The sequence below is a fragment of the Burkholderia sp. 8Y genome (assembly GCF_902506145.1).
Taxonomy (GTDB): domain Bacteria; phylum Pseudomonadota; class Gammaproteobacteria; order Burkholderiales; family Burkholderiaceae; genus Caballeronia.
Map to the genome: position 1 here is coordinate 1,212,644 of NZ_LR733519.1, position 23,927 is coordinate 1,236,570.

Consider the following 23,927-nt stretch of genomic DNA (forward strand, 5'->3'; position numbering starts at 1 on the left):
AGCGTTCGAAACATCCGGCGATTCGACCGGCACTTGCACACGGAGGAGACGATGCAAGACGAGATCCGCGAGATCGCGGCTTCCCACGATGAATGGGAGAGCGGCGGGCTCATCCCGGCGATTCGCAAGGCGCATGAGCGGTCGGAGACATTCGGCCTGAATGCCTCGACGCGCCCCGACTACGATGTTCTCACCAACGCCGACTTGCTGCTCAAGCTGGAGCAGAACCGCGTGCTATGCGCGCACGCGACACCGGTCATGGAAAGCCTGCGCGAGCAGATCGTCAATACGCAAAGCATGATCGTCCTGACGGACGCACAGGGCCTCATTCTCTATTCCACGGGTGACGACGACTTCCTCGCGCGCGCCGAGAAGGTCGCGCTCCGGGCCGGAGCGAACTGGGCGGAGGAACGGCAAGGCACGAATGCCATCGGCACCGCGATCGCCGAACGCTCGGCCACGGTCGTGCATGGCGACCAGCACTATCTCGCGGCCAACCGTTTTCTGACATGTTCGAGCGTGCCGATCCTCGATCCCTATGGCGATCTGATCGGCGTACTCGACGTCACGGGCGATCATCGCAGCTACCATCGGCACACGATGGCGCTCGCGCGCATGTCCGTGCAGATGATCGAAAACCACCTGTTTTCCAGCACTTTTCACGGCATGATGCAAATATCCTTTCATGGCCGGCCTGAATTTCTCGGCACGCTCATGGAAGGCATCATGGCGTTCACCTTCGATGGCCGCTTCCTGTCGGCCAATCGCAGCGCACAATTCCAGTTCGGCCTGCCGCTGTCGGCGTTGCGCGCGCACACCCTTTCGTCGCTTTTCGGCCTGACAAGCGCGCAATTGATCGATCGTTCGCACACGAGCCGCGCGCCGCACATTTCGCTCAACCTCAACAATGGCACCGTCGTCTGCGCGCGCGTGCGCCTGAATCGCGCGCCCTTTGCCGATGCGACGACTGCCGTCGCACAGACTGCCCCGCGCGCCCTGGCTCCTCGCGAGCCGTCATCCAGGCTCGCATTGCTCGAGACGGGCGATGCCAAAGTCTCAGCCGTGATCGGCAAGGTGCGCAAGGTCATCGGCAAGGGTATCCCGATCCTCATCACCGGGGAAACGGGCACGGGCAAGGAACTGCTCGCGCAAGCCATCCATAGCGATTCGCCGCGTCGCGGCGGGCCTTTCATCGCGGTGAACTGCGCATCGATTCCGGAAAACCTGATTGAGTCGGAGCTATTCGGATACGAGGAAGGTGCGTTCACAGGCGCGCGGCGCAAAGGCGCGGCCGGCAAGGTGCTCCAGGCGAACGGCGGGACACTGTTCCTCGATGAAATCGGTGACATGCCTTACCACTTGCAGGTGCGTCTCCTTCGCGTGCTTCAGGAGCGGGTGATCGATCCGCTCGGCTCGAGCAAGTCCATACCGGTGGACGTGGCGATCATCTGCGCCACGCACCGCAATCTGCGCGAGATGATCGCTCAAAACACCTTCCGCGAAGACCTGTATTACCGGCTCAACGGACTTGTGGTCAAGTTGCCGCCCTTGCGCGAACGCACCGACCTCGCCGTCGTCATCATGAACATGATGCGGACGTTAAGCGCCGACGAAGCATGCAACACGCGGCTGTCCATCGACGACGACGTCATGGCACTTTTCGAGCGTTATTCGTGGCCGGGAAACTTCAGGCAGTTGTGCAACGTGTTGCGCACCGCCGCCGCGATGGTCGACGACGATGGCTGCATCCGACGCGAGCATCTTCCCGAAGACTTCTTCGATGACCCGCGCGTCCCTGCGCCAGTAATCAGTGAAGCAAGCACTCCATCGGCATTCGATTGCGAACGGCTTCAGGAGGTCACCGTGGCCGTGATCGCCGCAACGCTCGCGCGTCATCATGGCAATGTTTCGGCCGCCGCCCGTGCGCTCGGGATCTCACGCAACACGATCTATCGCAAGCTGCCCGCCTGTTCAGTCATGGAGCAGTGAGATGTTGCGTCGGTGTTCCATTTTGGAACACTGCAATCGCGGCGTGCCCTCGGGCGGCGCTTGATCGAGTCGAGCTGAAAGCCGCGCACGGTCCCCTTCATTGAAGGCATAGACCTTGCACGCGTGACCTCCGGTCGCGAAACGGTTCGTGACCGACATGACGCATCATTCAAGGAGACGACATGCAATGGACTAAGCCCGCCTTCACCGATCTACGCTTCGGCTTCGAAATCACGATGTATATCGACACGCGCTGACCCCTCGATAAGCATGAGTTCGGGTCACAGCAGCATCGATCCGGACATGTGCTGTTCTCTTTTCCCTTCCCCATGAACGCATGACCGTGCGCGCGGACGCGCTCCGCGCCTTCGCTTGCGCACGTTCTCAACTTGCGAACGTGCGAGGTCACGCATTATCGTTGCGGCATCAAACCGACGCTTAGGATCACAAAGCGTTCTGCACCCTCTGACGTAACGCGCGGATTTATCTGACCACGCCACTGTCCCATCGCGCAACACTCAACGTCCCACTACTCCAGATTGCAACACCCGCGCATCGATGCACTGAGGCATGGGATCGAGTTGTATCGACTGCAGCGTCCGCATGGGGCAAGCGTTGCACGCGCTTCCTCGATCAATGGCACGTGAGTTGCCTTGATGATGCGGCAACCGTTTCGCCTGTCTATCGACGCCAGACATGCAATCACAAAAGACGTTGCATACCTATCCCCAGGAGACGACGATGAAGAACCGACCAGTCCCGGCGATGCGCTTCGCGGCCCTTGCAGCAGGTGCCGCAGCGATGTTCGCTTTCGCGCAGCATCAGGCCATCGCGGCGGACAGCACGCCCGCGCAGTACTCCGATGTCACGTATGAACGCCTGACAAGCGCGCAAGACGATCCGGGCTGGCTCACGTATTACCGCACCTACAACGGTCATGCTCACTCCCCGCTCAAGCAAATCGACACGAGCAACGTCAAGGACTTGAAGCAGGTCTGGAACTACAAGTTTCCCGCTGAGTTGCAGCAAGGCTTCGAAGCGACGCCCATCGTCAATGGGCGCTTCTTGTTCGTGACGACGCCCAAGGACAACGTCTATGCGTTCGATGCCGCAACGGGCAAGCAACTCTGGAAGTACGAGCCGCATCTCGACGCAAGTTCGTTCAAGACCGCGTGTTGCGATGTGGTGAATCGCGGCGTCGCGCTGTACGGAAAGAACGTCTATATCGCCATGCTGAGCGGTGAAGTGGCCGCACTCGATGCGCAGACCGGCGCACTTGTCTGGAAGAAGGCGATGTTCGATCCGGGTACGGGCTACGCGTTCTCGCTCGCGCCGCTCGCCCTCGATGGCGCACTCGTCGTCGGCAGCTCGGGCGGCGAGTATGGCGCGCGCGGTTTCATCGCGGCACTGGATCCCAACGATGGCAAGGTACTGTGGAAGCGCTTCACGGTGCCCGGCGCGAAGGAGCCGGGCGGCGATACGTGGCCCGACGGCATGCAGGAACATGGCGGCGCGCCCGCATGGCTCACCGGCACTTACGACGCGGCAAGCAAGACGCTCTACTGGGGCGTGGGCAACCCTGGTCCGTGGCTGGCCGATCTGCGTCCCGGCGATAACCTGTATTCGGATTCGCTGCTCGCGCTCGATCCGAAGACGGGCGATCTCAAGTGGCACTATCAATACACGACGCATGACACGTGGGACTACGACGGCGTGAACACGCCGGTGCTCGCGAACGTCAAGTATCAGGGCAAGGACTACGACGCGATCATTCACGCAGACCGCAATGGCTTCTTCCATGCGATCGATCGCAGCAACGGCAAGCTGATCTACGCGCGGCCGTTCGTGAAAGCCACTTCCGTCACGGGCTACACCGCTGATGGCAAGCCCGTGCAGGACGCCGCGCGATACCCGAAGACAGGCACGACTATCGAGACGTGTCCCAGCTTCCTTGGCGGCAAGAACTGGTGGTCCGTATCGTACGATCCCGAGAAACATCTCGCCATCGTGCCCGCGCTGCATGCGTGCATGTCCTTGTCCGGCAAGTCGGTGAACTACATGGAAGGCCTGCCCTATCTGGGGGAGGGCTTCGAGATCAAGCCGGAGCCTGGCAGCAAGGGCTATGGCGAATTACAGGCGATCGATGTCGATACTGGCAAGAAGGTATGGAGCCACTGGACCAAGCTGCCCTGGAACGGCGGCGTGGCGACCACGGCGGGCGGCCTCGCGTTCAGCGGATCGCTCGACGGCCACTTGCTTGCATTCGATGAGAGGACCGGCAAGGTTCTGTGGCAGAGCCCGAAGCTCGCGAGCGGCATCATCGCGCAGCCTTCGGTCTATGAGATCGACGGCAAGGAATATGTCGCCATTCTCGCGGGCTACGGCGGCGCGAATCCGATCTGGGGCGGTCCGATGGCCAAGGCCGCCGACAAGGTGCCGCGCGGCGGCACGCTCTATGTGTTCGCACTCGACCGCACCTGAACGCCTGAATCGGACCGCAGCGCGCAACGTCTTCGCGCGCTTTGCGGCGCTCTCATATCACCGGACGCCTGGCCATGATTGATTCACTCCACACCTTTCGCGCGGCGGGAATGCTCGCGGCATGCATCGCGCTCGCCCCTTCGTTGGGCCATGCCGCAGTAAGAGTCTGCACGTTTCCCGGTAGTCCGTCGGCGGCTCTTGATCGCGCCGTCACGCAAGCGGTCTTCACACGCGCCAACGTTCCGGTTACGTTCGTGCACGGTATCGGCGAAGGCGATGATGACGGCGTCTCGCTCAGAGAACTCGACACGATGCTCACGCGCGATTGCGACGTGATCGCAGGCTTTCCGCGCTCCTCCGTCGCCGACGGTTCCGGCGGCAAGATGCGCTTCTCGCGCGGTTATCTGCGCGCAGGCTATGTCAGCGTCGAGGCGCCCGGCACCGTATTGCAGGGCGCAGCGAAGCGCACCGTCGCTGCCACCTACGCCAGTCCAGCGCAGCTTATCGCCGTGCAGCAGCGGGACGTAACGCTCGACCTCGAGAAGACCTGCGCATCGACGGTCGACGCAGTGGCGAGCGGACGTGCACGAAAGGCCATCGTGTGGTATCCCGCCGTCGTCGCTTATCGCCTGGCGCATCCGCAACGCAGCTTCGATGTCGCGCTCGCCGACTCGCCCTATGCCGAATGGGAACTGACATTCGCATTCGGCGCGAAGGCGGCCGCGTCGCGCCCGCTAATCGACGATACGCTCGCAGCCATGCGCAAGGATGGCCAGCTTCAGGCACTGACGAAGCAGTGGCGCTTGCCCGCGCAAACGACATCGATGGGGTATGTCGACAAGCCGTCGATCATGCTCGCGGACGCGAACGCTGCGCGCATGGGGCGCATCATCACGGTTTCAAATGAAGCCGGCGCAGACTTGCCATCGTTCGAACAGGCCCAGACGTCGCACGGCAAAACGCTCTATGGGAACTCGTGCGCGAAGTGCCACGGCGCGCAACTCCAGGGCGTGACGGCGCCCGCATTGCAAGGGCCGTCGTTCGCGCCCGTGGCGAACTCACATCTGACGGTCGGTGGCATCTTCACCTACATGGCGACCAACATGCCCGCCGATCGCCCGGGCAAGATGAAGGATCAGGACTATGCGGACATCATGGCGTTCCTGCTCATGTCGAACGGTTACAAACCAGGCCCGACCAAGATGACCGCCGACATCGCGCGTGCCTCGAAGCTGCCGCTCAACGCCGGGCCTGGCCATTGAGTCCGCGTATGCCGCCGCCCACCGCTTCACTTCATTCTCGATGGAGCAGGCGATTCGATACTTCTCGCAGCCTCGGCCGGTTACTTAGGTCGATGCCCGGCAAAGGCAAGCAGCGCCTGATGGCGCGTTAGAGCGTTCGCCTCAACGTCGTTGAGCGACGCTGCTAGAACCGACAGCGTGCTACAGCGCGATACACCTGTCACGAATAGGAACAGCCGCTGCCTGCGCTCGCGATACACGGTCCGCGCGAAACGCATGGCGCGTAAGGCGATTGCCGCGCGCAAGGCCAATGGCACGGAAGTCGCAATGTAGTTGAAGCGGCGGCGTGCATCGCCAGCGCCTAACCGCTCATATCCATATCCGAGGAGCACACTGATGAACCATGCAGAGATGCAATTCCTGAGCACTGACTACCCGTACAAGAAGCAGTATGGAAACTTCATCGGCGGCAAGTGGGTGCCGCCCCTTGGCGGCGAATACTTCGACGACATCTCGCCTATCACCGGCGAGCCGTTCACCTCGATTCCGCGTTCGCGCGAAGCGGACATCGAAGCCGCCCTCGATGCGGCTCATGCCGCGAAGACATCGTGGGGCAAGACGTCGGCGACGGACCGGGCCAATCTGTTGCTGAAGATCGCGGATCGCATGGAAGCGAACCTTGCGCGGCTCGCGGTAGCCGAATCGATTGACAACGGCAAGCCGCTGCGCGAGACGTTGGCGGCCGATATCCCGCTTGCCATCGATCACTTTCGCTACTTCGCGAGCGCCGCTCGCGCACAGGAAGGCTCCATTTCACAGATCGACGACGACACCGTTGCCTATCACTTTCATGAGCCGCTCGGCGTCGTCGGGCAAATCATTCCGTGGAACTTCCCCATTTTGATGGCCGTGTGGAAGCTTGCGCCCGCGCTTGCGGCCGGGAACTGTGTGGTGCTGAAGCCCGCAGAACAGACCCCCGCATCACTGCTGGTGCTGCTCGAAGTCATCGAAGACCTGTTGCCGCCGGGCGTGTTGAATGTGGTGAACGGCTTTGGGCTGGAAGCGGGAAAGCCGCTCGCATCGAACAAGCGAATCGCGAAGATCGCGTTCACCGGCGAGACGACGACAGGGCGCCTCATCATGCAGTACGCCAGTCAGAACTTGATCCCCGTCACGCTGGAACTCGGTGGCAAGAGCCCGAACATCTTCTTCGCCGATGTGCTCAATGCCGACGACAGCTTCTTCGACAAGGCGCTCGAAGGCTTCGCCATGTTCGCGCTTAACCAGGGCGAAGTGTGTACGTGCCCGTCGCGTGCGCTGGTCGAGGAGTCCATCTACGATCGCTTCATGGAGCGCGCGTTGAAGCGCGTCGCGGCGATCACGCAAGGGCATCCGCTGGACACGATGACGATGATCGGTGCGCAAGCCTCGCAGGAGCAGCTCGAAAAGATCGTGTCGTACATCGACCTTGGCAAGCAAGAGGGCGCCGACTGTCTCATTGGCGGCGAACGCAATACGCTTGAAGGCGAGTTAGCCAAAGGCTTTTACGTGAAGCCGACGGTGTTTCGCGGCCACAACAAGATGCGCATCTTTCAGGAAGAGATCTTCGGACCGGTGCTTTCGGTGACGACATTCAAGAATGAAGAAGAGGCGCTTGAGATCGCGAACGACACGCTATATGGCCTAGGCGCAGGCGTCTGGACGCGCGATGGCACACGGGCGTATCGCTTCGGGCGCGGTATCCAGGCGGGGCGTGTATGGACCAACTGCTATCACGCGTATCCGGCGCACGCGGCGTTCGGCGGCTACAAGCAATCGGGCATCGGGCGCGAGAATCACAAGATGATGCTGGATCACTACCAGCAGACGAAGAACCTGCTCGTCAGCTATAGCGAAAAGCCGCTTGGTTTCTTCTAACCTTGAAGCGTGCGGAGCCGCCGTATTGCGCGGCGACTCCTCGCGCTCAAAGAGGACGACCATGAACGAACCAACCGTGCAGCGCGTAGTCGCGACCCCCGCAGCCATTGCGTTGGTCGAAAAGCTCAAGGCAGAACATGGCGCCGTGCTATTTCATCAATCGGGCGGCTGTTGCGACGGCAGCGCACCCATGTTGTTTCCGGTCGACGAGTTCATCGTCGGCGGCTCCGACGTCAAGCTGGGCGAACTCGTCGGCGTATCGTTCTACATGAGCGAATCGCAGTTCGAATACTGGCAGCACACGCAACTCATCATCGACTGTGTGCCGGGCAATGGCGGCATGTTTTCTCTCGAAGGTCCGACCGGCCTGCGTTTTCTCACGCGGTCGCGGCTATTCAGCGACGCCGAACACGCGTGGTTAAGCACGCACCCGGTCGAACGCGCGGCATAGGCGCCGCGTGGAGAGCCGCTCGTCGCTGAGCGCCGGCGATCAAGCATCGTCCAGCCATCGAAGTAGCCATCACGCGAAATTGGCGCCTGGTCATCGGGTCGAGATAACGCGGCGCGAAAGTTGCTGAACACAAACGCTCCCGACATCGACCGAAGCTGATCGGAGATGATGATGAAGACGGTAAAGATCGCCCGACTACGCCCGACTCAACTCACCCACGGACTGCGTGAAGTGCGCGAAAAAGCCAGGACTTACGCGTCTTTGACGGGACACGAACTTGAGATGGCGATCGCGGAAAAGCCCATTCCGATTGTGTGCGGCCCGGATGAGGCGCCGTATGCGACCGACCATCATCACGTTGCGGCGGCACTGTGGATGGCGGAAGTCAAGCGCGTTCCAGTCGTTCTCCTTGAAGACTTGTCCGCGCTATCGTGGGCCGATTTCTGGCTGACGCTCGAAAATAAGCGTTGGACGTATCCGTACGACGCGAATGGTCGGCGAATCTCGTTCTCGGAAATGCGCGAGCATATCTGGGATCTCGACGATGATGTCTTTCGAAGCCTCTCCGCGTCAGTGCGTGAGGCGGGTGGGTACGAGAAGACTTCGGTGCCGCTAGAGGAGTTTCGATGGGCCGATTTTTTTCGAACCCATCTGCCGAAGCCTGACAGTGATAGCGAGTTCGATTCACTGATCGGAGAAGCAGTCGAACTTGCGAAAAGCAAGTCGGCAGTGGGGCTTCCGGGCTATCTGGGACCGGTTGATTGATCTTTCCCACGCGCCGCTGTCGCGCCGCGAAGGTAGTTTGAAAGGAACTCATTCAGCCGGGAAAGCCGATAGAGCCTCGTCGACTGGAAATAAGTCACGGCATGATATTTATCGTGGCTCTCGTATCCTTCAGGTCTATGATTGTCGATACCGGAGCGTTGAGGGCTCCGATGCGTCGCGCACCGGAGACGGTCATGTCAATCGAGGTCAAAGTAGGCCCGCCGCAGCTAGCCATCCACCAGGGCCACGCTGTTCTTCTGACCGGAACCGATGGCCAGATCATCGGGCAATCACAGCACGGCTATTACTTCTACGATACCCGCATCATCAGCCATTGGGCCGTCTCTGCAAACGGAGAGCCGTGGGATCTGCTCAACGGCGGCACGACGACTGCCTTCGCCGCGCAAATCTTTCTGACAAACCGCGCATTCGTCACCGAGGCTCGGGCGATCGAGGCCCATACGGTCGGGCTCACCATCAGTCGCGAAATTGGCGGCGGATTGCACGAAGATCTCGATCTGATCAACTACGGCGACTCGGCAGTACGGTTCAATCTCGAGATCGGCATACGTAGTGACTTCGCAGACATCTTCGAAGTGAAAGCCGGTCGTTTGGTTCGGCGCGGTCGCATCTCCACGACCTGGTCCGATTCGGAGCAGCAATTAGTCACCGCCTACCGGAATCAGGACTTCCTGCGCGCCGTCGAGGTGAGCGCGTGCAACAGCGGATCGGCGGCCGGATACGCGAACGGACGCATCACCTTCGACATCGAGATGAAGCCCGCCGCCCGCTGGCACTGTTGCCTTCTATATGACCTCTTGGCGGCAGGCGAAAGACACGCGGCACCGGTCACGTGTGCCTCTTCGCACAGCGACCGGTCGGAGAACCACAAGCGGCTCGCGCAGTGGAACAGCGCGGTACTCAAGCTCGATAGCAGTCACGAAACGCTCAAGCGGGTAGTTGAGCAGGCGACGCACGATCTGGCGGCGTTGCGCCTTCCGATTCGCGGATCGGCGTTCGACGATGAACCGCACCTGCTGCCGGCCGCCGGGCTGCCCTGGTTCGTGGCCTTGTTCGGGCGCGACAGTCTCATTACTTCGTTGCAGACATCGCTGGTTTATCCGTCCTTTGCACGCGGATGCCTGGAAGTGCTCGGCGCGCGACAGGCTAACAAACGGGACGACTATCGTGATGCGGAGCCCGGCAAGATCTTGCATGAACTCCGGCTCGGCGAACTCGCTCACTTCGGGCTGGTGCCTCATACGCCGTATGACGGGTCGGCGGACGCGACTCCGCTCTACCTCATTACGCTGCATAGCGCGTGGTGTTGCACGGGCGACATCGAATTGGTGAAGCGCCATCTACCCACTGCAGAGCGCTGTCTCGACTGGATCGATCAATACGGCGACAGAGATGGCGATGGGTTTCAGGAGTATGAGACGCGCTCGCCGGACGGACTCGAGAACCAGGGCTGGAAGGACTCCGGCGACGCAGTGGTCCATCCCGACGGAACGCCAGTATGTGGCCCAAAGGCGCTTTGCGAGTTGCAAGGTTATGTCTACGACGCTTGGCTGCGGATGGCGCAACTCTATGACGTGCTGCACGAGAACGAGCGTGCGACAGCGTTGCGTGCGAAGGCGGGCGAACTGTTCACGCGGTTCAATGACGCCTTCTGGGACGAAGAATCGGGTTTCTACGCATTCGCACTGGATGGAGACAAGAACAAGGTAATGACCGTCGTTTCCAACCCTGGCCACTGTCTTTGGTCCGGCATTGTTCCGCCCGCCCGCGCAGGTCGCGTGGTGGCGAGGCTCATGCAGGAAGACATGTGGAGCGGATGGGGCATACGGTCATTATCAGCCGCTCACACCGCATACAACCCCTACTCTTATCAACGCGGCGCGGTATGGCCGCACGACAACGGGCTGATTGCCGAGGGGTTCAAGCGTTATGGCTACGCCAAGGAAGCCGGGGCGATCGCCCATGACGTATTGTCAGCGGGCCGCTTTTTCATGCTCAATCAGATGCCCGAACTTTACGCCGGCTTGAAGCGTAAGCCATCGAGCTTTCCCGTTCAGTATCTTGGCGCGAATGTGCCCCAGGCGTGGGCTGCGGGTTCTGTTTTCTCGTTGTTAAAGGCGATTCTCGGTCTTCAACCGGATGCGCCCAACGGAACCATGTTCGTCGATCCTGCTCTCCCTCCCTGGCTTCCTGACCTTACGCTGCGGGACGTGCATCTCGGCGAACAAACGTTCGATATTCGGTTTTGGCAAACCGATGAGAGAACTCACTTCACGGTACTCAGGGGCGATTCATCGGCTGTTACTCAGCGGACACTGCCGGGGTAGCCGGAAGCTACGGTACATCCGGCCGGGGAGAATCATTGAAACGCGCCTTCGGAGATAGACATGCAAGTTGGAAAGAAACGTAATCGTATTCTGGTGTTCGACGTGAATGAGACGCTATTGGACATCGAGCCGTTGAGGCAGTTCTTTGCCCGCACCTTTAGCAACGGTGATGTCATGCGTCAATGGTTCGATCAGCAGATTCTCTATTCGCAAGCCCTCACGCTGAGCCAACGCTATGCCGACTTCGGCACGCTCGCCATCGCGGTATTGCAGATGGTGGCGCAGACGCGAGACGTCGTCTTGGTGAGCGATGACATCGACGAATTCGCGACCACATTGAAAGCCTTACCGGCCCATCCAGATGTATCTCCGGCCCTCGAGAGGCTCGCGAACGCTGGCTTTCAGATGGTGACCCTGTCGAATTCGCCGGGGGAATCGAGCGAGAACGCGCTGACCCAGGCGGGTATCCGACAGTACTTTCATAGAGTCTTCTCAGTCGACCCGCTCCGTCAGTACAAGCCCGCGCGTGCGATTTACGACGATACCGCCCGGACGCTTTGCGTGGAGAATGCGCGATTGCGGCTGATTGCTGCGCACGTCTGGGACACGATGGGCGCGCAGGCTGCCGGATGCGCTGCGGCGTTGATCATGCGGCCCGGCAACGCTCCCCTGCCGTTGGGAGAACAATCCGACATCATCGAGCGAACGCTTGAGAGTGTGACCGATCGCATTCTCGCTTCTGATTCTTGATCCATCTTTCTGCTTCCCTGTAATTGGAAGGACGGCTTGCGGTGCCCGACACGCGGCGACGAGCTTTGCATCGCCCGGACTACCTCGCATGTGATACCGCAGTCAGGCGGAATCGGCCCGACTACCAGAGGCGAGGAATGTCCACAGACCTGCCAAGCCACACCCACACGCCGCGCAAAGCATGCGAATGGCATCCGGTCCGCTGGGCATGAGGATTGCATCATAATGTGATGTATTTGGCAGTGCAGTTAGCTCTGGTGAACGCGGCCAACGTACACGCAGATGACCGAATGCGACGCAGTGCCTATGGCGAGGCGCGAAGCACGGTATGCAGACGGGCATCGAAGCGGACATGCCGTGCGTCCGCCATCCGATGAAGGCGAACACCGCACGCGCTCAGTCATCTCAGCGTCGGCATAGTATGCCGAGCCACGAATTGAAGGTGCCACTCATGGAAAACAGCCAGCGATCCCGACCGCCTGGTGCCCACGCCCTCTTCTAGAACGGGTGCCTCATGACGACCATCGGCTGCCCCGAATGCGGCACGCTCGACGAGGTGCCTCCACTCACGTCGCGCATGATCGCCCGTTGCCGCGTTTGCCGCTATCCGCTTGCGCGCCGCAGCGGCCGAAGCATCGTCGCCGCGCTCGCCTGCGCGTCCGCGACGTTCGTCCTGCTGTTTCCCGCGAATCTCGGCACGCTGATGTTCGTCGAGTTGCTCGGCGGCACGCGCTCGTCGTTGCTGGTCTCGGGCATCGTCGCCATGTGGCGCGAGGGATGGCTCATTCTCGCGGTGCTACTCGGCGCGTTCGGCATCGTGCTGCCGTTCGTGCGCTTCGGCACGCTCGTTATCGTGCTCTGCGCGGTGTGGCTCGGCCGGCCCCCGCCGCGCATCGGCGCCCTCTTTCGCTGGTCGCTGTGGCTCGATGTGTGGGCGATGCCGGATGTCTATCTCATCGGCTGCTTCATCGGCTATGCGCGCGTGACGCAGAACCTGAACGCGTCCATCGGCGCGGGTGGATACTGCTTCATCGCGGCCGCGATCATGTCGATGATCACGCGCGCGACGCTCGACCGGCGCACGGTCTGGCGAGCCATCGCGCCCGATGGCTCGATCCCGGACGATGAGCCGGTGATCGCGTGCACGTCGTGCGATTGCATCGCGCCGCTCGACAGCGAAGGTAACCGCTGCGCGCGATGCGCAGCACGGCTGCACGCCCGAAAGCCCGACGCCGTGCAGCGGGCCGCCGCACTTTCTCTCGCGGCGCTCGTGTTGACCGCTCCCGCCAATCTCTATCCGATGACGCTCTCGGTCCAAATCGGCACGAACGTGCCTCACCGCATCGTCGACGGCGTCTACGAGCTGTTTCATGCAGGATTATGGCCGTTAGGTATCCTGATCACGATCACGAGCATCGTCATTCCGTTTGCGAAGCTCGCCGGCATGGCGTGGTTCATTGTTTCGATACGGCGGCGCTCGCGCAAGCATCTACGGTTGAAGGCGCATTTGTTCCGATGGATCGACGAACTCGGGCGCTGGTCCAACGTCGATGTCTTCACGATCGCCGCGTTCCTGCCGCTTATCCGCTTCGGCAGTGTGGCGTCGACGCATACGGCGCCGGGCGCGACGGCGTTCGCGCTTGTCGTTTTTCTCACCATGCTGGCATCCCGTGCATTCGACCCGCGCCTGATCTGGGACGCGCGAGACAGGAGCCGGCCATGAGCGGCACGCGACTGCGGCGCACTTATGCGGCTGTGCGCCGCAGTGCATGGCCTGGGTGGATCTGGGCCGTGCCGATCGCGGCTATCGGCGTGGCCGGATGGCTCGGCATCCGCGCGCTCGTGCACGGCGGTGAAACGGTCACGATCGTCTTCGACGACGCGTACGGCATGAAGGCCGGTGAAACCGACGTGACGCTTCACGGCGTCGTGATCGGAGCGGTGTCGGACGTGACGCTCGATTCGGACGGCAAGCATGTCGATGTCAAGGCCAGCATCGATCGCACGAGAAAGGACGATCTGCGCAGCGGCACGAAGTTTTATCTGCGCGGCGCGCAACCGGACTTGAGCGATCCGTCGTCGCTCAAGGCGCTCGTCTCGGGACCGCAGATCGTTATGGAGCCCGGCCCCGGCGCGCCCGCGCGTCGATTTGCCGGCGGCGACCGGCGTCCCGCGCTTGCGCCGATGCATGCGCCGACCGTCAGCTACGCCGTGCGCTTCGCGGGCGCGGTCGGCGGTCTCAAACCCGGCGCGGATGTCGAACTGCGCGGCTTTCATGTCGGCACGGTCACGAGCGTTCGTCTGCGCTACGACGTGGCAACGGGTGCGCTCACCAGCCCCGTGCAGATTGCCCTCGATCCCGCGCAACTGGGCATCGTCGGCGCGGCGCCCGCGAACGGCGACTGGCGACCGGTTGTCGACGCCATGTTGCGGCGACTCATCCACGACGGCTTGCGCGCGCGTCTTGCGCAAGATCCGCCGCTCGTCGGGCCCCGCAAGGTCAAGCTCGATTTCGTGCGCGGCGCGCCTGCCGCGACGCTCGCAAGCGGCGATAGCGCGCCCGAAATTCCAGGCGTTGAATCTGCCGATATCGACGACATGACCTCGAAAGCCGATCAGATCATCACCAAACTCGATGCGCTGCCGATCAAGGAAACGGGCGAGGCCATTCGCAGCACCGCCGCGCGAGTGAATGCGCTCGTGAAGTCGCCACGCATACAGGACAGTGTGAATCACATCGATCGAGCGGTGACCCAGATCGACCGCACCATCGCGCAAGTGTCGCCTCAGATTGCGCCGCTCGTCGCTCAGTTGCGCGAAACGGCCAGCGCCGCCGACGAGGCCACCACCGCCACGAGCCACATGCTCGACAGCCATTCGATGAACCAGAACGACGTGTCCGGCGCGCTGCGCGAACTGACGGATGCTGCGCGATCGATCCGCACGCTGGCCGACTATCTGGAGCGTCATCCCGAAGCGTTGATTCGCGGCAAACAGGAGGCGCGGCAATGAAAGCGTCATCCCCGACCACTGCGATGATGGCCGCGATAATCGCGCTCGCGCTTCTGAGTGGATGCGCCCATAGCCCGCCCACACGCTATCTCGCCCTGAACAGCGTGCCCGCCGAGGCCGCGACGTATGCGGCATTTACCGGCATGACGCCCATTCAGTTGACGGCGCTGCGCATTCCCGCCCAACTGGACCGCCCGGAACTCGTGACACAGCCCGCGCCGAATCGCTATGCGATCTCGGAAACGGAACGCTGGGCTGCGCCGCTCGCGCAACTCATGCGGGCCGCGCTGGCGCGCGATCTACAAATGCGGCTTCCCGATGGCGCGCTGATCGTTCCGGACACGCCGGCACCGAAAGGAACGCGTGCGCTCGTCGTCACTGTGATCGATGTCGACATGCCTGCGCAGGGAGAGCTGACGCTGCAGGCGACGTGGGCCGTGGCGCAGCGCGCGCCGGATGTCGTCGAAACCACCGGGAACGCGACGCTGCACGCGCCCATTGCAGGCGATGACGCCGCGCGCAAAGCCGCCGCGCTGAGTCGCGCGTTGGGCGATCTGGCCGACCAGATCGTGTCGTCTCTGCCGCGACGCTAACGGTGATGACGGTAGCCATGAGCAAGAATCTGCATCTGGCGTTTGCCGTGACCTTGTGTGCAAAGGCGGCTTTCGCGCTTCCAGAACTCATCGCTGGCGCAGCCACCCTTTTCCTGTCCCGGCAATCGCTCGTAGCGTTCGTCGTCTGGTTGACTCGTGATGAATTCTCCGACGATCCTCACGATGTCATTGCCGGCTTCCTTCTTCGCAGCGCGCAGCATCTGTCAGTCGGAACACAGAGTTTTGCGGCGGCCTACCTTCTCGGACTTGGCCTCATCAAGCTATGGCTCATAGCCGGCTTGCTGCGCAGCAAACTCTGGTATTTCCCGGTGGCTCTCGCGGTCTTTTTCTCGTTCATCGCATTTCAAGTCTATCGATTCACGATCACTCACTCGATCTGGCTGCTGTTCCTGTCGGCAGTGGATATCGTCGTCATCGCACTGACGTGGTTCGAATATCGGACGCTACGAATGAGGAGTCTGCGTAGCCGACGACACTGACCATGCGACGCCCGCGCGGTTCGACAAGAACGCGCCGCCTCTGCGCGCGAACGATCGAGCCAAGCATTACAAATCTCGCGGCCATCTATCGCGGGCTCGCAAACCGAGGTGAATTCGGCAGTGCGCTTAAGCAAATGCAAAGGAAGCAAGAGAGAGAATCTTTAGACATCGCGAGGCGGCCATTTCTCGCGCTACCTTCGAGGGGGGCTGTGACACCAACACTTCTCGGTCAAGTGACGAACCACAACCGTCAGGCTTTACATACCGCGTGCCAAGGACGCCTCACGATTTCGCTTGCCGTCGCAATGGCCGCGTACACACCGCTGGGAGTGCGCGCCCAGACTCCCTCGCCACTCGGCGAGTGGCAGTACTCAGCCGGCGTCCCGCTGGAAAAGCTATATGAGCCGACTACTCCCGAGTGGGCGGTGCGGCTCGGCGTCGGCGCAGCCTTTCGGGCACTGTATGACGGCTCCGACCGATATCACACGCTTGCCGGACCCAGTATCGACATCCGTTATCGCGACCTTTTCTTTGCGTCGACCGGCGAGGGCATCGGAGCGAATCTTCTGCAAGGCCGGAACTGGCGCATAAGCGCGGCGCTCGTCTACGATCTTGGCCGACGCGCGCATAACGATCCTTCGCGGTTGAACGGGCTTGGCAACATCAATCCCGCTCCCGAAATGAAGCTTGCTGCGGATTACGTCGTATCGAAGGAATTCCCGCTTGTCTTTCGCGCTGCGTTCACGCGGAGCTTCGGTGGCTCCAACGGCTGGATAGCGGATGTTGGCGCCTACGTGCCGATGCCGGGCAGTACCGAGAACTTCTTCTGGTTCGCAGGCCCTTCCGTCTCTCTCGCGGACTCCAAATACATGAACAGTTGGTTCGGTGTCAATGCGGCTCAAGCGGCGGCATCCGGATATCGCAAGTACGAAGCAAGCGCCGGGCTGAAGTCTGCCGGTTTCGGCATCACTCTCGTCTGGTACTTGAACAAGCACTGGTTCATGACCGCCGATGGAACGTTCAGACGTCTTCTTGGCACGGCTGCCAGCAGTCCCATCACACAGAGCAAGACGGAAGGAGGATGCAATATGTCGATCAATTACGAGTTCTGAAGCCTTACTCCAGCTCTCTCTTAAGACCTCGTGCGCCCCTCGACTCATTGGTCGACGCGGTCGACAAGATTCGCACCGCTGTTCGACGAACGTAAATCGCTGCGTGCTTCTTGCGCAAGCCTCTCGTAATGCTTCCGAAATTGAGCGAGTTCCTTCTGATCGAGTTGCTCGAGGTCGAGCAACGCGTTGTGCGCAGTGTCGATCGACCGGATGATCTCGTCGAGCTTGATTTGCATGGCCGCCGTGTCCCGGTTCTGCGTGTTCTGAATCAGAAACACCATGAGAAACGTAACGATCGTCGTGGACGTATTGATTACCAGTTGCCAGGTATCACTGAAGTGAAACAAAGGCCCCGACGCGCCCCAGACGACGACGAGGCCAGCAGCCGTGAGAAACGTCCACGAGCGCCCGGCCACTCTGGCGAGCGAATTAGAGAAGCCAAGAAACCAGGAGCTTTTCATCTCTAGTCTCCGCGAGCCGACCGTCCAGAAGGTTGATTCGCTATGCGTGGCGATCGGACAAGCCGCACAGTGAAGGATCAGTCACTGCCGAATGCAACCGTGGTCAACAACGCCAGCTCTGATTGCCGAGAGTCCAGGCGTGTGTGCTGAATCACCACGGGTACATCCGACTCGAAATAGCTCGCATACTCGGTCGCAGTCGATATTTTCTCCGGATCGTGAAGATCGTTGAAGCGCATATGCAGCGTCCGCTTCGCAGGGACCGTGATGTGATAGGGGCCGGCTGGTCCACGATCCTTGAAAAACACGGTCAACTCAATATGCGCGTCTTCCTCGCCCGCGTTAAGGATGCACGCCGCCTCGTGGCTTTGCAGGTCAGGTCCGTCGCCATGGCTATATGGCGGTAGATAGCCTTCGGCGATCGCCCATCGGTTCTTTCCTATCGCACTCATGCGTCCTCCAGAGATCCGTTTGTCCATCAACGATCATCGAGCAAAAACCGCTCCTTCTATCACCGCTTGCATGCATCACGATATGATATATATTTGATAAAGGACGACGCGGGAGGGGTCATGTTGATTAACAACGAGTTCGAGATGGGTTATCTCGTCGTCATTTTCTCGCTGCTGGGAATCATCTTCGTCGGGGCGCTATTCGCTTCGCTGCACCTCGAACGCTGGCACCCGCGGCTGGTGGGCGCGGTGCTGGGCGCGTTGATCGGCGTTGCGCTGATCGAAGCGGTGCCGATTGTTTCGTAGCCGTCTGCCGAGGCGAGAAGGCGCTGGTTCCGAGGAAGTCGATATCTGCTACAAACGCGGCGATTCGCGGCGCCCTCGGGCGACCATTAGCGCCGCGCTAACGGCGGCGATGTGCATCACTTGCCGGCACATGCGATGGCATGTCGCTCGGCTTCGTGACGGCTTCATCTCGTGATCAAAGCGCGGCGTCGACAACAAGCCGCGACTTGACCTCACGAATGCGCCGATCCACGAAGTAGCCGCCGCCTTCCGTGTAGCGAAGATAAAGCCGCCCGCAGTTCTTGCACGCCCAGACATCGCAGCGGTTGTAGGGAAAATGGCGCGGCGCGATGGGCGCATCCGCCGACCAATACGATGACGCGTCCGGCAGATATTCCGCATAGGTCGGCTCGGGATCGTCCTCGCGCATGAGCGTGCCGATCTTCACGAGCATGCTTTCGTCGAGCGACAGCGGCTGCGATTGCCAGCCGTCGAGCGGTGTTTTAGTGCAATCGCAAGTCACACCCGCCGACTGGCTTTCAGCGGCTCGAGCACGCTCGGCGAGCGCGGTGGCGGTGAGGAAATCGGTCATGGGCTTAATTTGAGTGAGGATGTGTGCGCCCAGTGTATCCCCACTGCCGGGCTCGGGCAGATCGTGCTCGATGTGTCGAGCTTGCTGCCGTCGGCATAGGTATCGTGCTGACCGGGGCGATGGCGTGGAACTGCGGCCACGTCATGCGTGCGCTGGAATCGAACAACGGCAGGCTTCAGTTCGAGAGGTAGTCGGCGAGGCGAAGCAGCATGGCGTCGCAGTCGCGCAACTGTTCGACGGTAACGTACTCGTCGGGCTTATGCCCCTGATCCATGCTGCCTGGCCCGCACACAACCGTTGGAATACCCGCCTGCTCGAACAGGCCGCCTTCCGTGCCGAACGCGACCGTGCCGAAATCCGTTGATCCGGCGATGAGCGCCAGAAGCCGCGCAGCATCGCCGTCCGGCGGCGTGGCGAGTCCCGGGTAAGCCGACAACGGCTGCAAGCTGATACCGGTATCGGATTGGACCGCGCGCATCTTCGGTAGAAGTTGACCCTCCGCATAGCTTTGCAGGCGTTGCGCGACCTCGTTCGCGTCGAAGCCGGGCAAGGCGCGCACTTCGAAGTCGAAGTCGCATTCTGCGGGCACGATGTTGAGCGCGCGGCCGCCCTTGATGACACCCGTCTGCACCGTCGAATACGGCGGATCGAAACGTTCGTCGCGATGCTCGGGCTGCGCGAGTTCTTCGCCGATCTCCTCGAGGTAATTGATCAGGCGCGCCGCGTACTGAATGGCGTTGACGCCATACGGCGCGTAGGCCGAATGACATGGCGCGCCCTTCACGCAGCAGCGCATGGCGAGCTTGCCCTTGTGTCCGAGCACGGGCTTGAGTTCCGTCGGCTCGCCGATAAGACATAGCACCGGTTTCTGTTCCCGAAGCGCGAGTTGCGAAAGCATCGGGCGCACGCCCAGGCATCCGATTTCTTCGTCGTATGAAAACGCGAGATGCACAGGCATCGTCAGATTGCGTTCGATGAATGTCGGCACCGCTGCCAGCACGGAGGCGAGAAAACTCTTCATGTCGGCCGTGCCGCGTCCGTATAGACGCCCCTCCTTCTCGACGAGAGCAAATGGATCGACGGTCCATGCCTGGCCATCCACAGGCACGACATCCGTATGTCCCGACAACGCAATGCCGCCGCGATCGCGCGGGCCGATGGTAGCGAAAAGACTCGCCTTGGTACGCTCGTCGTTATGGAACAGCTCGCAATCGACGCCCTGTTGCGCGAGGTAATCCCTAACGAACTCGATCAGCGCGAGATTCGAATCGCGGCTGACCGTCGCGAAGCCAATCAGCTTGGCGAGCAGCGCGCGGCTTCGCATCTCATTCATTGCCCGGCACTCCGTAGCTCGGCGCGGCGGTGGGATTCAATGCGCGTGTAACGTAGTCGTTCATCTGCGGGGCGTAGGCGGTCCACAAATCGCGCAGCTTGCCGATCGGGTCATCGTCGGCCCAATCGACACGCAGATCGACGAGCGGCCAGCTCAGATCGCTCACGATCTTCAGCGCGGCCGAATGCACGGGGCCGGCCTCGCCGCCTGCCGCGAGCGCCGCTTGCATCGCGGCCAGCAGGCGATCCGCGAGCAGGCCATCGGCTTGCGCGAATGCAGGCGGCATCGCTTCGATGACGTGCGCGCCCGCCAGCATGTTGCCCGCCGCGACGCATTGATCGCCCGCGACGGCATGATGCGTACCGAGTGCTTCGTTGCCGCTGAAAAACGCGGTGCGCCCTTGCGCATCGATGACCGTCACCTGCCGGTATTCGCGCCACTCGTTGGCATCGAGCGCCTGTTGCAGGGCCTGCGACGGAGTAAGCCGCTTGCCTGCGAGAAGCTCCAGAATCTGCGGCCCGAGCGCGGGCAGCGTGACGTTCTGCGTCGCGACCGCACCGACGCCCGCGCGCAGCCACGGGCAACGCGCGCCGACCGCGATGCTCGACGAACTGATCGCAATACCGAGCTGCCCCGTTCTCGCACAACGACCGACGATAGAAAAAGTCATTCGCACTCCTTCAAGACTTGGGCGTCCATCCTTCCGGAATGACGGCGATCACGTCGATCTCCATCAGCCATTGCGGCTGGCCCAATGCGACGACGGTCAATCCCGTCGAGATGGGAAACACACCTTTGAGCCATTTTCCGACTTCCCTGTACACCGGCTCGCGATGGCGCACGTCGGTCAGGTACGTCGTCGTCTTGACGATGTGCGAGAGGTCGCTGCCCGCTTCTTCGAGTAACTGCTTCACATTCTTCATCGCCTGTTCGGCCTGCGCGCGCGCATCGCCGAGGCCGACGAGGTTGCCCTCGAAATCCGTGCCCACTTGCCCGCGAACATAGACCGTATTGCCTGCGCGCACGGCCTGGCAGAGGTCGTTGTCGAGCGTCTGGTTGGGGTAAGTATCCTTCGTGTTGAACATGCGGATACGCGTATGCGTCGGTTGGCTCATCGATTCACCTGATACGGTTCAGTTGGCTTGCACGCTTTCTTCATTACGAGGCTTTTGCGCGTGATGATGCGGCGCGTCGTAGTACGCCTGATACTTGCGTTGGGTGACGATGTGATCCGCGACGTGTTTCGCGTCGTGCCACACGCCCCAGATGAAAGCGGAGCCGCGTCGCGAGAGCCACGGCAAGCCGAGAAAATAGACTCCCGGTTCCTTCGAGACACCGCGCTGATGTTTCGGCTTCCCCTTCTCGTCGAAGGCATCGACCTGCAGCCAGCTGAAATCGGTGGCATAACCCGTCGCCCAGATAATCGAGGTCACGCCCGCTTGCTCAAGGTTCAGTTCCAGCAGCGGATGGCTGAGGCAGTCCGGGTCGGCCGGGATCATGCGTGCTTCCGGCTCGGCAGGAAGGTCGAGGCCATTGCGGGCGGCATAGCTGTCCGCGGCGTCGAGCAGCGACAGATAGTTTTCATCGCCACGTGCGATGTTTTCCGCGAGATCCGCGTTGAAGCGCGCCACGCCGTTCTCGAACGATGTCGTGAGACCCACGAGCGTGATGCCCTGATGCGCGAGCCGGCGAAAGTCGACGGTTTGCCCTCCGCGCGCACCGCTCACCGCGATCGTCACGTGTTCGCGGCCCGGCTTCATCACTTCGGCGTCCCACTCTCCGAGCACGCCCAGCCACCAGCAAAAGTCACGTCCGCGATAAGCGCGCGGCGGACGATCGTGCGCGCCGACCGACAGATACACGCGGCGGCCCGCGCGCTGCAATTCATCGGCGATCTGCACGCCCGACGATCCTGCGCCCACGACCAGCACGCCGCCTGCGGGCAATTGCTGTGGATTGCGGTAGTCGGCGGAATGAATCTGCGTGAGCGAAGCGTCTTGCGGCGCGATGGGCGGGATCACAGGCTTCTGAAACGGTCCCGTTGCCACGACGACGCGCTTTGCTTCGATCACGCCATCCGACGTTTCGACGGTAAAGCCCTGACGCCCCGTGTTGCGCACGACCTTCTTCACTTCGACGCCGGTGCGAATGGGCGCGTCGAATTTGCCCGCGTAAGCGACGAAATAGTCCGCGATTTCCTCTTTCGGCGCGAAGCCGTCGGGCGCCGTCTGCGCGAACTCGAGGTTGGGAAAGCGATCATGCCAAGCAGGCCCGTTAGCCACGAGCGAGTCCCATCGACCCGTGCGCCAGCGTTCCGCGATGCGCGCGCGTTCCAGCACGAGATGCGGCACGCCGTGCCGGGTCAAGTGCTCGCTCATCGCGACGCCGGCCTGGCCTGCGCCGACCACGAGCGTGTCGATCGAGGTGGTTTTCACTGTCATGGCTGCGTCCTTCCGAGAGGCTCGTATAGCTGTTCCGATGTCGATCGAATCTACCCGCCACGGCAGGATCAATAAAATATTTTCAAAAAATGCATAGCATGTGATTTACCTATGCAGTCTTTTTTGTCCGCATCACAATGCGGTGGAGTTCGGCTCCAGAGAGATCACATCGTCGCGATGGAAAGTCATCCGTTACGCTACTCGCTGCGCCAGTTGCGCTACTTCGTGGTCGCGGCGGAAGCCTTGTCCTTCACTGCGGCGGCCAAAAAGCTGCATATCTCGCAGCCGTCGATATCGACCGCGCTGGCGGACCTCGAAGTGTCCTTCGGCGTTCAGCTCTTCATCCGGCATCACGCGAGCGGTCTGTCGCTGACGCAGGCCGGACGCGATCTTCTGGGGCAAGCACGCAATCTGCTGAAGATCGCGGAGGAATTGCAGATGGCCGCCAAGGAACTCGATGGCGGCATGACCGGTTCCATCGCGCTCGGCTGCCTCGTTTCGCTTGCGCCGCCGCTGATGCCGGGGCTCATCAGCCGCTTCACGGCCGATCATGCGGGCATTGCATTCCGCACGGTCGAGGGCCACCAGGATGCCCTCTTGCGCGGACTGCACGACGGTTCGCTCGATCTCGCGCTGACCTATAGCCTCGATCTCACCGAAGAGATCGCCTTCACGCCGCTGCTGTCCTTGCCGCCTTATGCGATCCTGCCGCGCACGCATCGCCTTGCGCGCGCCCGCAAGATCTCATTGGCCGACCTGCTGCCCGAGCCTTACGTCATGCTCGATCTGCCGCATAGCCGGGAATATTTCGCCGCGCTTTTCGATGCAGTCGGCAATCGCCCGGTGCCGGCGTTTCGCTCGTCGCAGCCCGAAGTGGTGCGAGGCATGGTCGCGAACGGCCTCGGCTATAGCCTGCTCAACTTCCCGCTCAAATCGAACCGCACGGTCGACGGCGAAGAGTTCGTCATTAAGCGCTTCAAAGACAACGTGAACGCGACGATGCTCGGCATCGCGCAATCCCGCACGATGAAGCCGCGTCAGGTCGTGCACCGCTTCACCGCGTTCTGCGAGAACTACATACGGCGCCTGCGTATCGACGCCTGATGCGGCTGAATAGGCAAAACCTCTGCTCTGTATCCGAAAACAATATTTTGACTGGCATATTGGCTTGATAGATTGAGTCCATGCCGAGCGCCTGCCACGA

Annotated in this window: 23 protein-coding genes; 16 read left to right on the forward strand and 7 right to left on the reverse strand. The window is 61.4% G+C overall.

Annotated elements, in window-relative coordinates; genetic code table 11:
* Nucleotides 1-51: 51 nt before the first annotated feature.
* The 14 genes from GV035_RS05310 to GV035_RS05375 all read left to right on the forward strand — a co-directional run bounded on the left by GV035_RS05310 (nt 52) and on the right by GV035_RS05375 (nt 17,159).
* Nucleotides 52-1,989 carry a sigma-54-dependent Fis family transcriptional regulator gene (locus tag GV035_RS05310; RefSeq protein WP_159833952.1) on the forward strand — a complete coding sequence of 646 codons (1,938 nt, stop codon included), beginning with the start codon at nt 52-54 and terminating at the stop codon, nt 1,987-1,989.
* Nucleotides 1,990-2,171: 182 nt separating this feature from the next.
* Nucleotides 2,172-2,246, forward strand: a complete 75-nt coding sequence (gene pqqA / locus GV035_RS29915; RefSeq protein ID WP_159834973.1) for a pyrroloquinoline quinone precursor peptide PqqA — start codon at nt 2,172-2,174, stop codon at nt 2,244-2,246.
* 484 nt (nt 2,247-2,730) lie between these two features.
* Complete coding sequence (locus GV035_RS05320) at nt 2,731-4,470, forward strand: methanol/ethanol family PQQ-dependent dehydrogenase (RefSeq protein WP_159833953.1); 1,740 nt, start codon at nt 2,731-2,733, stop codon at nt 4,468-4,470.
* Between the two features lie 74 nt (nt 4,471-4,544).
* Nucleotides 4,545-5,732 (forward strand): c-type cytochrome, encoded by a 1,188-nt coding sequence (locus GV035_RS05325; protein ID WP_159833954.1) that lies wholly within the window; start codon nt 4,545-4,547, stop codon nt 5,730-5,732.
* 375 nt (nt 5,733-6,107) lie between these two features.
* Entirely contained in the window at nt 6,108-7,628 is a 1,521-nt protein-coding gene (gene adh / locus GV035_RS05330; RefSeq protein WP_159833955.1) for an aldehyde dehydrogenase, read from the forward strand.
* A gap of 61 nt (nt 7,629-7,689) precedes the next feature.
* The gene (locus tag GV035_RS05335; protein ID WP_159833956.1) at nt 7,690-8,079 is read left to right on the forward strand and encodes a DUF779 domain-containing protein; all 390 of its coding nucleotides are present in this window, start codon (nt 7,690-7,692) and stop codon (nt 8,077-8,079) included.
* Between the two features lie 171 nt (nt 8,080-8,250).
* Nucleotides 8,251-8,844 (forward strand): ParB-like protein, encoded by a 594-nt coding sequence (locus GV035_RS05340; protein WP_159833957.1) that lies wholly within the window; start codon nt 8,251-8,253, stop codon nt 8,842-8,844.
* A 194-nt stretch (nt 8,845-9,038) separates the two neighbouring features.
* A complete protein-coding gene (locus tag GV035_RS05345; RefSeq protein ID WP_159833958.1) occupies nt 9,039-11,192 on the forward strand; it encodes an amylo-alpha-1,6-glucosidase in 2,154 nt (717 codons plus the stop codon).
* A 60-nt stretch (nt 11,193-11,252) separates the two neighbouring features.
* Nucleotides 11,253-11,942 (forward strand): haloacid dehalogenase type II, encoded by a 690-nt coding sequence (locus tag GV035_RS05350; RefSeq protein ID WP_159833959.1) that lies wholly within the window; start codon nt 11,253-11,255, stop codon nt 11,940-11,942.
* A 514-nt stretch (nt 11,943-12,456) separates the two neighbouring features.
* Entirely contained in the window at nt 12,457-13,665 is a 1,209-nt protein-coding gene (locus tag GV035_RS05355; RefSeq protein ID WP_159833960.1) for a paraquat-inducible protein A, read from the forward strand.
* Nucleotides 13,662-14,954: an MlaD family protein gene (locus tag GV035_RS05360; protein ID WP_159833961.1), complete on the forward strand. Its 1,293-nt coding sequence runs from the start codon at nt 13,662-13,664 to the stop codon at nt 14,952-14,954. The genes GV035_RS05355 and GV035_RS05360 overlap by 4 nt, the downstream gene beginning before the upstream one ends.
* The gene (locus GV035_RS05365; protein ID WP_159833962.1) at nt 14,951-15,547 is read left to right on the forward strand and encodes a PqiC family protein; all 597 of its coding nucleotides are present in this window, start codon (nt 14,951-14,953) and stop codon (nt 15,545-15,547) included. The genes GV035_RS05360 and GV035_RS05365 overlap by 4 nt, the downstream gene beginning before the upstream one ends.
* A gap of 17 nt (nt 15,548-15,564) precedes the next feature.
* The gene (locus GV035_RS05370) at nt 15,565-16,047 is read left to right on the forward strand and encodes a DUF2127 domain-containing protein (protein WP_236572445.1); all 483 of its coding nucleotides are present in this window, start codon (nt 15,565-15,567) and stop codon (nt 16,045-16,047) included.
* A 305-nt stretch (nt 16,048-16,352) separates the two neighbouring features.
* Nucleotides 16,353-17,159 carry a MipA/OmpV family protein gene (locus GV035_RS05375; protein WP_159834974.1) on the forward strand — a complete coding sequence of 269 codons (807 nt, stop codon included), beginning with the start codon at nt 16,353-16,355 and terminating at the stop codon, nt 17,157-17,159.
* Between the two features lie 44 nt (nt 17,160-17,203).
* Here GV035_RS05375 and GV035_RS05380 read toward each other — a convergent pair whose 3' ends face one another.
* Both GV035_RS05380 and GV035_RS05385 read right to left on the reverse strand, forming a co-directional pair.
* Entirely contained in the window at nt 17,204-17,620 is a 417-nt protein-coding gene (locus tag GV035_RS05380; protein WP_159833964.1) for a low affinity iron permease family protein, read from the reverse strand.
* Between the two features lie 77 nt (nt 17,621-17,697).
* On the reverse strand, nt 17,698-18,072 hold the full coding sequence (locus GV035_RS05385) for a sensory rhodopsin transducer (RefSeq protein WP_159833965.1): 375 nt from the start codon (nt 18,070-18,072) through the stop codon (nt 17,698-17,700).
* A 120-nt stretch (nt 18,073-18,192) separates the two neighbouring features.
* On the opposite strand from GV035_RS05385, the gene GV035_RS05390 reads away from it, so the two are divergent.
* Entirely contained in the window at nt 18,193-18,378 is a 186-nt protein-coding gene (locus tag GV035_RS05390; RefSeq protein WP_159833966.1) for a hypothetical protein, read from the forward strand.
* A 175-nt stretch (nt 18,379-18,553) separates the two neighbouring features.
* Here GV035_RS05390 and GV035_RS05395 read toward each other — a convergent pair whose 3' ends face one another.
* The 5 genes from GV035_RS05395 to GV035_RS05415 all read right to left on the reverse strand — a co-directional run bounded on the left by GV035_RS05395 (nt 18,554) and on the right by GV035_RS05415 (nt 22,723).
* On the reverse strand, nt 18,554-18,949 hold the full coding sequence (locus GV035_RS05395; protein ID WP_159833967.1) for a hypothetical protein: 396 nt from the start codon (nt 18,947-18,949) through the stop codon (nt 18,554-18,556).
* A 175-nt stretch (nt 18,950-19,124) separates the two neighbouring features.
* Nucleotides 19,125-20,282, reverse strand: coding sequence for an acetylornithine deacetylase (argE, locus tag GV035_RS05400; RefSeq protein WP_159833968.1), 1,158 nt, complete (start codon nt 20,280-20,282; stop codon nt 19,125-19,127).
* On the reverse strand, nt 20,275-20,952 hold the full coding sequence (locus GV035_RS05405) for a DUF1028 domain-containing protein (protein ID WP_159833969.1): 678 nt from the start codon (nt 20,950-20,952) through the stop codon (nt 20,275-20,277). Before GV035_RS05405 ends, argE begins: the two co-directional genes overlap by 8 nt.
* A gap of 10 nt (nt 20,953-20,962) precedes the next feature.
* Entirely contained in the window at nt 20,963-21,397 is a 435-nt protein-coding gene (locus GV035_RS05410; RefSeq protein WP_159833970.1) for a RidA family protein, read from the reverse strand.
* An 18-nt stretch (nt 21,398-21,415) separates the two neighbouring features.
* Nucleotides 21,416-22,723 carry a flavin-containing monooxygenase gene (locus tag GV035_RS05415; RefSeq protein ID WP_159833971.1) on the reverse strand — a complete coding sequence of 436 codons (1,308 nt, stop codon included), beginning with the start codon at nt 22,721-22,723 and terminating at the stop codon, nt 21,416-21,418.
* Nucleotides 22,724-22,900: 177 nt separating this feature from the next.
* Here GV035_RS05415 and GV035_RS05420 point away from each other — a divergent pair, with 177 nt between their 5' ends.
* Nucleotides 22,901-23,827 carry a LysR family transcriptional regulator gene (locus GV035_RS05420; RefSeq protein ID WP_159833972.1) on the forward strand — a complete coding sequence of 309 codons (927 nt, stop codon included), beginning with the start codon at nt 22,901-22,903 and terminating at the stop codon, nt 23,825-23,827.
* Nucleotides 23,828-23,927: the final 100 nt, after the last annotated feature.

Excerpts from the sequence above, each read along its gene's own strand:
- GV035_RS05310 (WP_159833952.1), top strand. The coding sequence starts at position 52 with ATGCAAGACGAGATCCGCGAGATCGCGGCTTCCCACGATGAATGGGAG.
- GV035_RS05320 (WP_159833953.1), top strand. The coding sequence starts at position 2,731 with ATGAAGAACCGACCAGTCCCGGCGATGCGCTTCGCGGCCCTTGCAGCA.
- GV035_RS05325 (WP_159833954.1), top strand. The coding sequence starts at position 4,545 with ATGATTGATTCACTCCACACCTTTCGCGCGGCGGGAATGCTCGCGGCA.
- adh (WP_159833955.1), top strand. The coding sequence starts at position 6,108 with ATGAACCATGCAGAGATGCAATTCCTGAGCACTGACTACCCGTACAAG.
- GV035_RS05335 (WP_159833956.1), top strand. The coding sequence starts at position 7,690 with ATGAACGAACCAACCGTGCAGCGCGTAGTCGCGACCCCCGCAGCCATT.
- GV035_RS05340 (WP_159833957.1), top strand. The coding sequence starts at position 8,251 with ATGAAGACGGTAAAGATCGCCCGACTACGCCCGACTCAACTCACCCAC.
- GV035_RS05345 (WP_159833958.1), top strand. The coding sequence starts at position 9,039 with ATGTCAATCGAGGTCAAAGTAGGCCCGCCGCAGCTAGCCATCCACCAG.
- GV035_RS05350 (WP_159833959.1), top strand. The coding sequence starts at position 11,253 with ATGCAAGTTGGAAAGAAACGTAATCGTATTCTGGTGTTCGACGTGAAT.
- GV035_RS05355 (WP_159833960.1), top strand. The coding sequence starts at position 12,457 with ATGACGACCATCGGCTGCCCCGAATGCGGCACGCTCGACGAGGTGCCT.
- GV035_RS05360 (WP_159833961.1), top strand. The coding sequence starts at position 13,662 with ATGAGCGGCACGCGACTGCGGCGCACTTATGCGGCTGTGCGCCGCAGT.
- GV035_RS05365 (WP_159833962.1), top strand. The coding sequence starts at position 14,951 with ATGAAAGCGTCATCCCCGACCACTGCGATGATGGCCGCGATAATCGCG.
- GV035_RS05370 (WP_236572445.1), top strand. The coding sequence starts at position 15,565 with ATGAGCAAGAATCTGCATCTGGCGTTTGCCGTGACCTTGTGTGCAAAG.
- GV035_RS05375 (WP_159834974.1), top strand. The coding sequence starts at position 16,353 with ATGGCCGCGTACACACCGCTGGGAGTGCGCGCCCAGACTCCCTCGCCA.
- GV035_RS05380 (WP_159833964.1), bottom strand. The coding sequence starts at position 17,620 with ATGAAAAGCTCCTGGTTTCTTGGCTTCTCTAATTCGCTCGCCAGAGTG.
- GV035_RS05385 (WP_159833965.1), bottom strand. The coding sequence starts at position 18,072 with ATGAGTGCGATAGGAAAGAACCGATGGGCGATCGCCGAAGGCTATCTA.
- GV035_RS05390 (WP_159833966.1), top strand. The coding sequence starts at position 18,193 with ATGTTGATTAACAACGAGTTCGAGATGGGTTATCTCGTCGTCATTTTC.
- GV035_RS05395 (WP_159833967.1), bottom strand. The coding sequence starts at position 18,949 with ATGACCGATTTCCTCACCGCCACCGCGCTCGCCGAGCGTGCTCGAGCC.
- argE (WP_159833968.1), bottom strand. The coding sequence starts at position 20,282 with ATGAATGAGATGCGAAGCCGCGCGCTGCTCGCCAAGCTGATTGGCTTC.
- GV035_RS05405 (WP_159833969.1), bottom strand. The coding sequence starts at position 20,952 with ATGACTTTTTCTATCGTCGGTCGTTGTGCGAGAACGGGGCAGCTCGGT.
- GV035_RS05410 (WP_159833970.1), bottom strand. The coding sequence starts at position 21,397 with ATGAGCCAACCGACGCATACGCGTATCCGCATGTTCAACACGAAGGAT.
- GV035_RS05415 (WP_159833971.1), bottom strand. The coding sequence starts at position 22,723 with ATGACAGTGAAAACCACCTCGATCGACACGCTCGTGGTCGGCGCAGGC.
- GV035_RS05420 (WP_159833972.1), top strand. The coding sequence starts at position 22,901 with ATGGAAAGTCATCCGTTACGCTACTCGCTGCGCCAGTTGCGCTACTTC.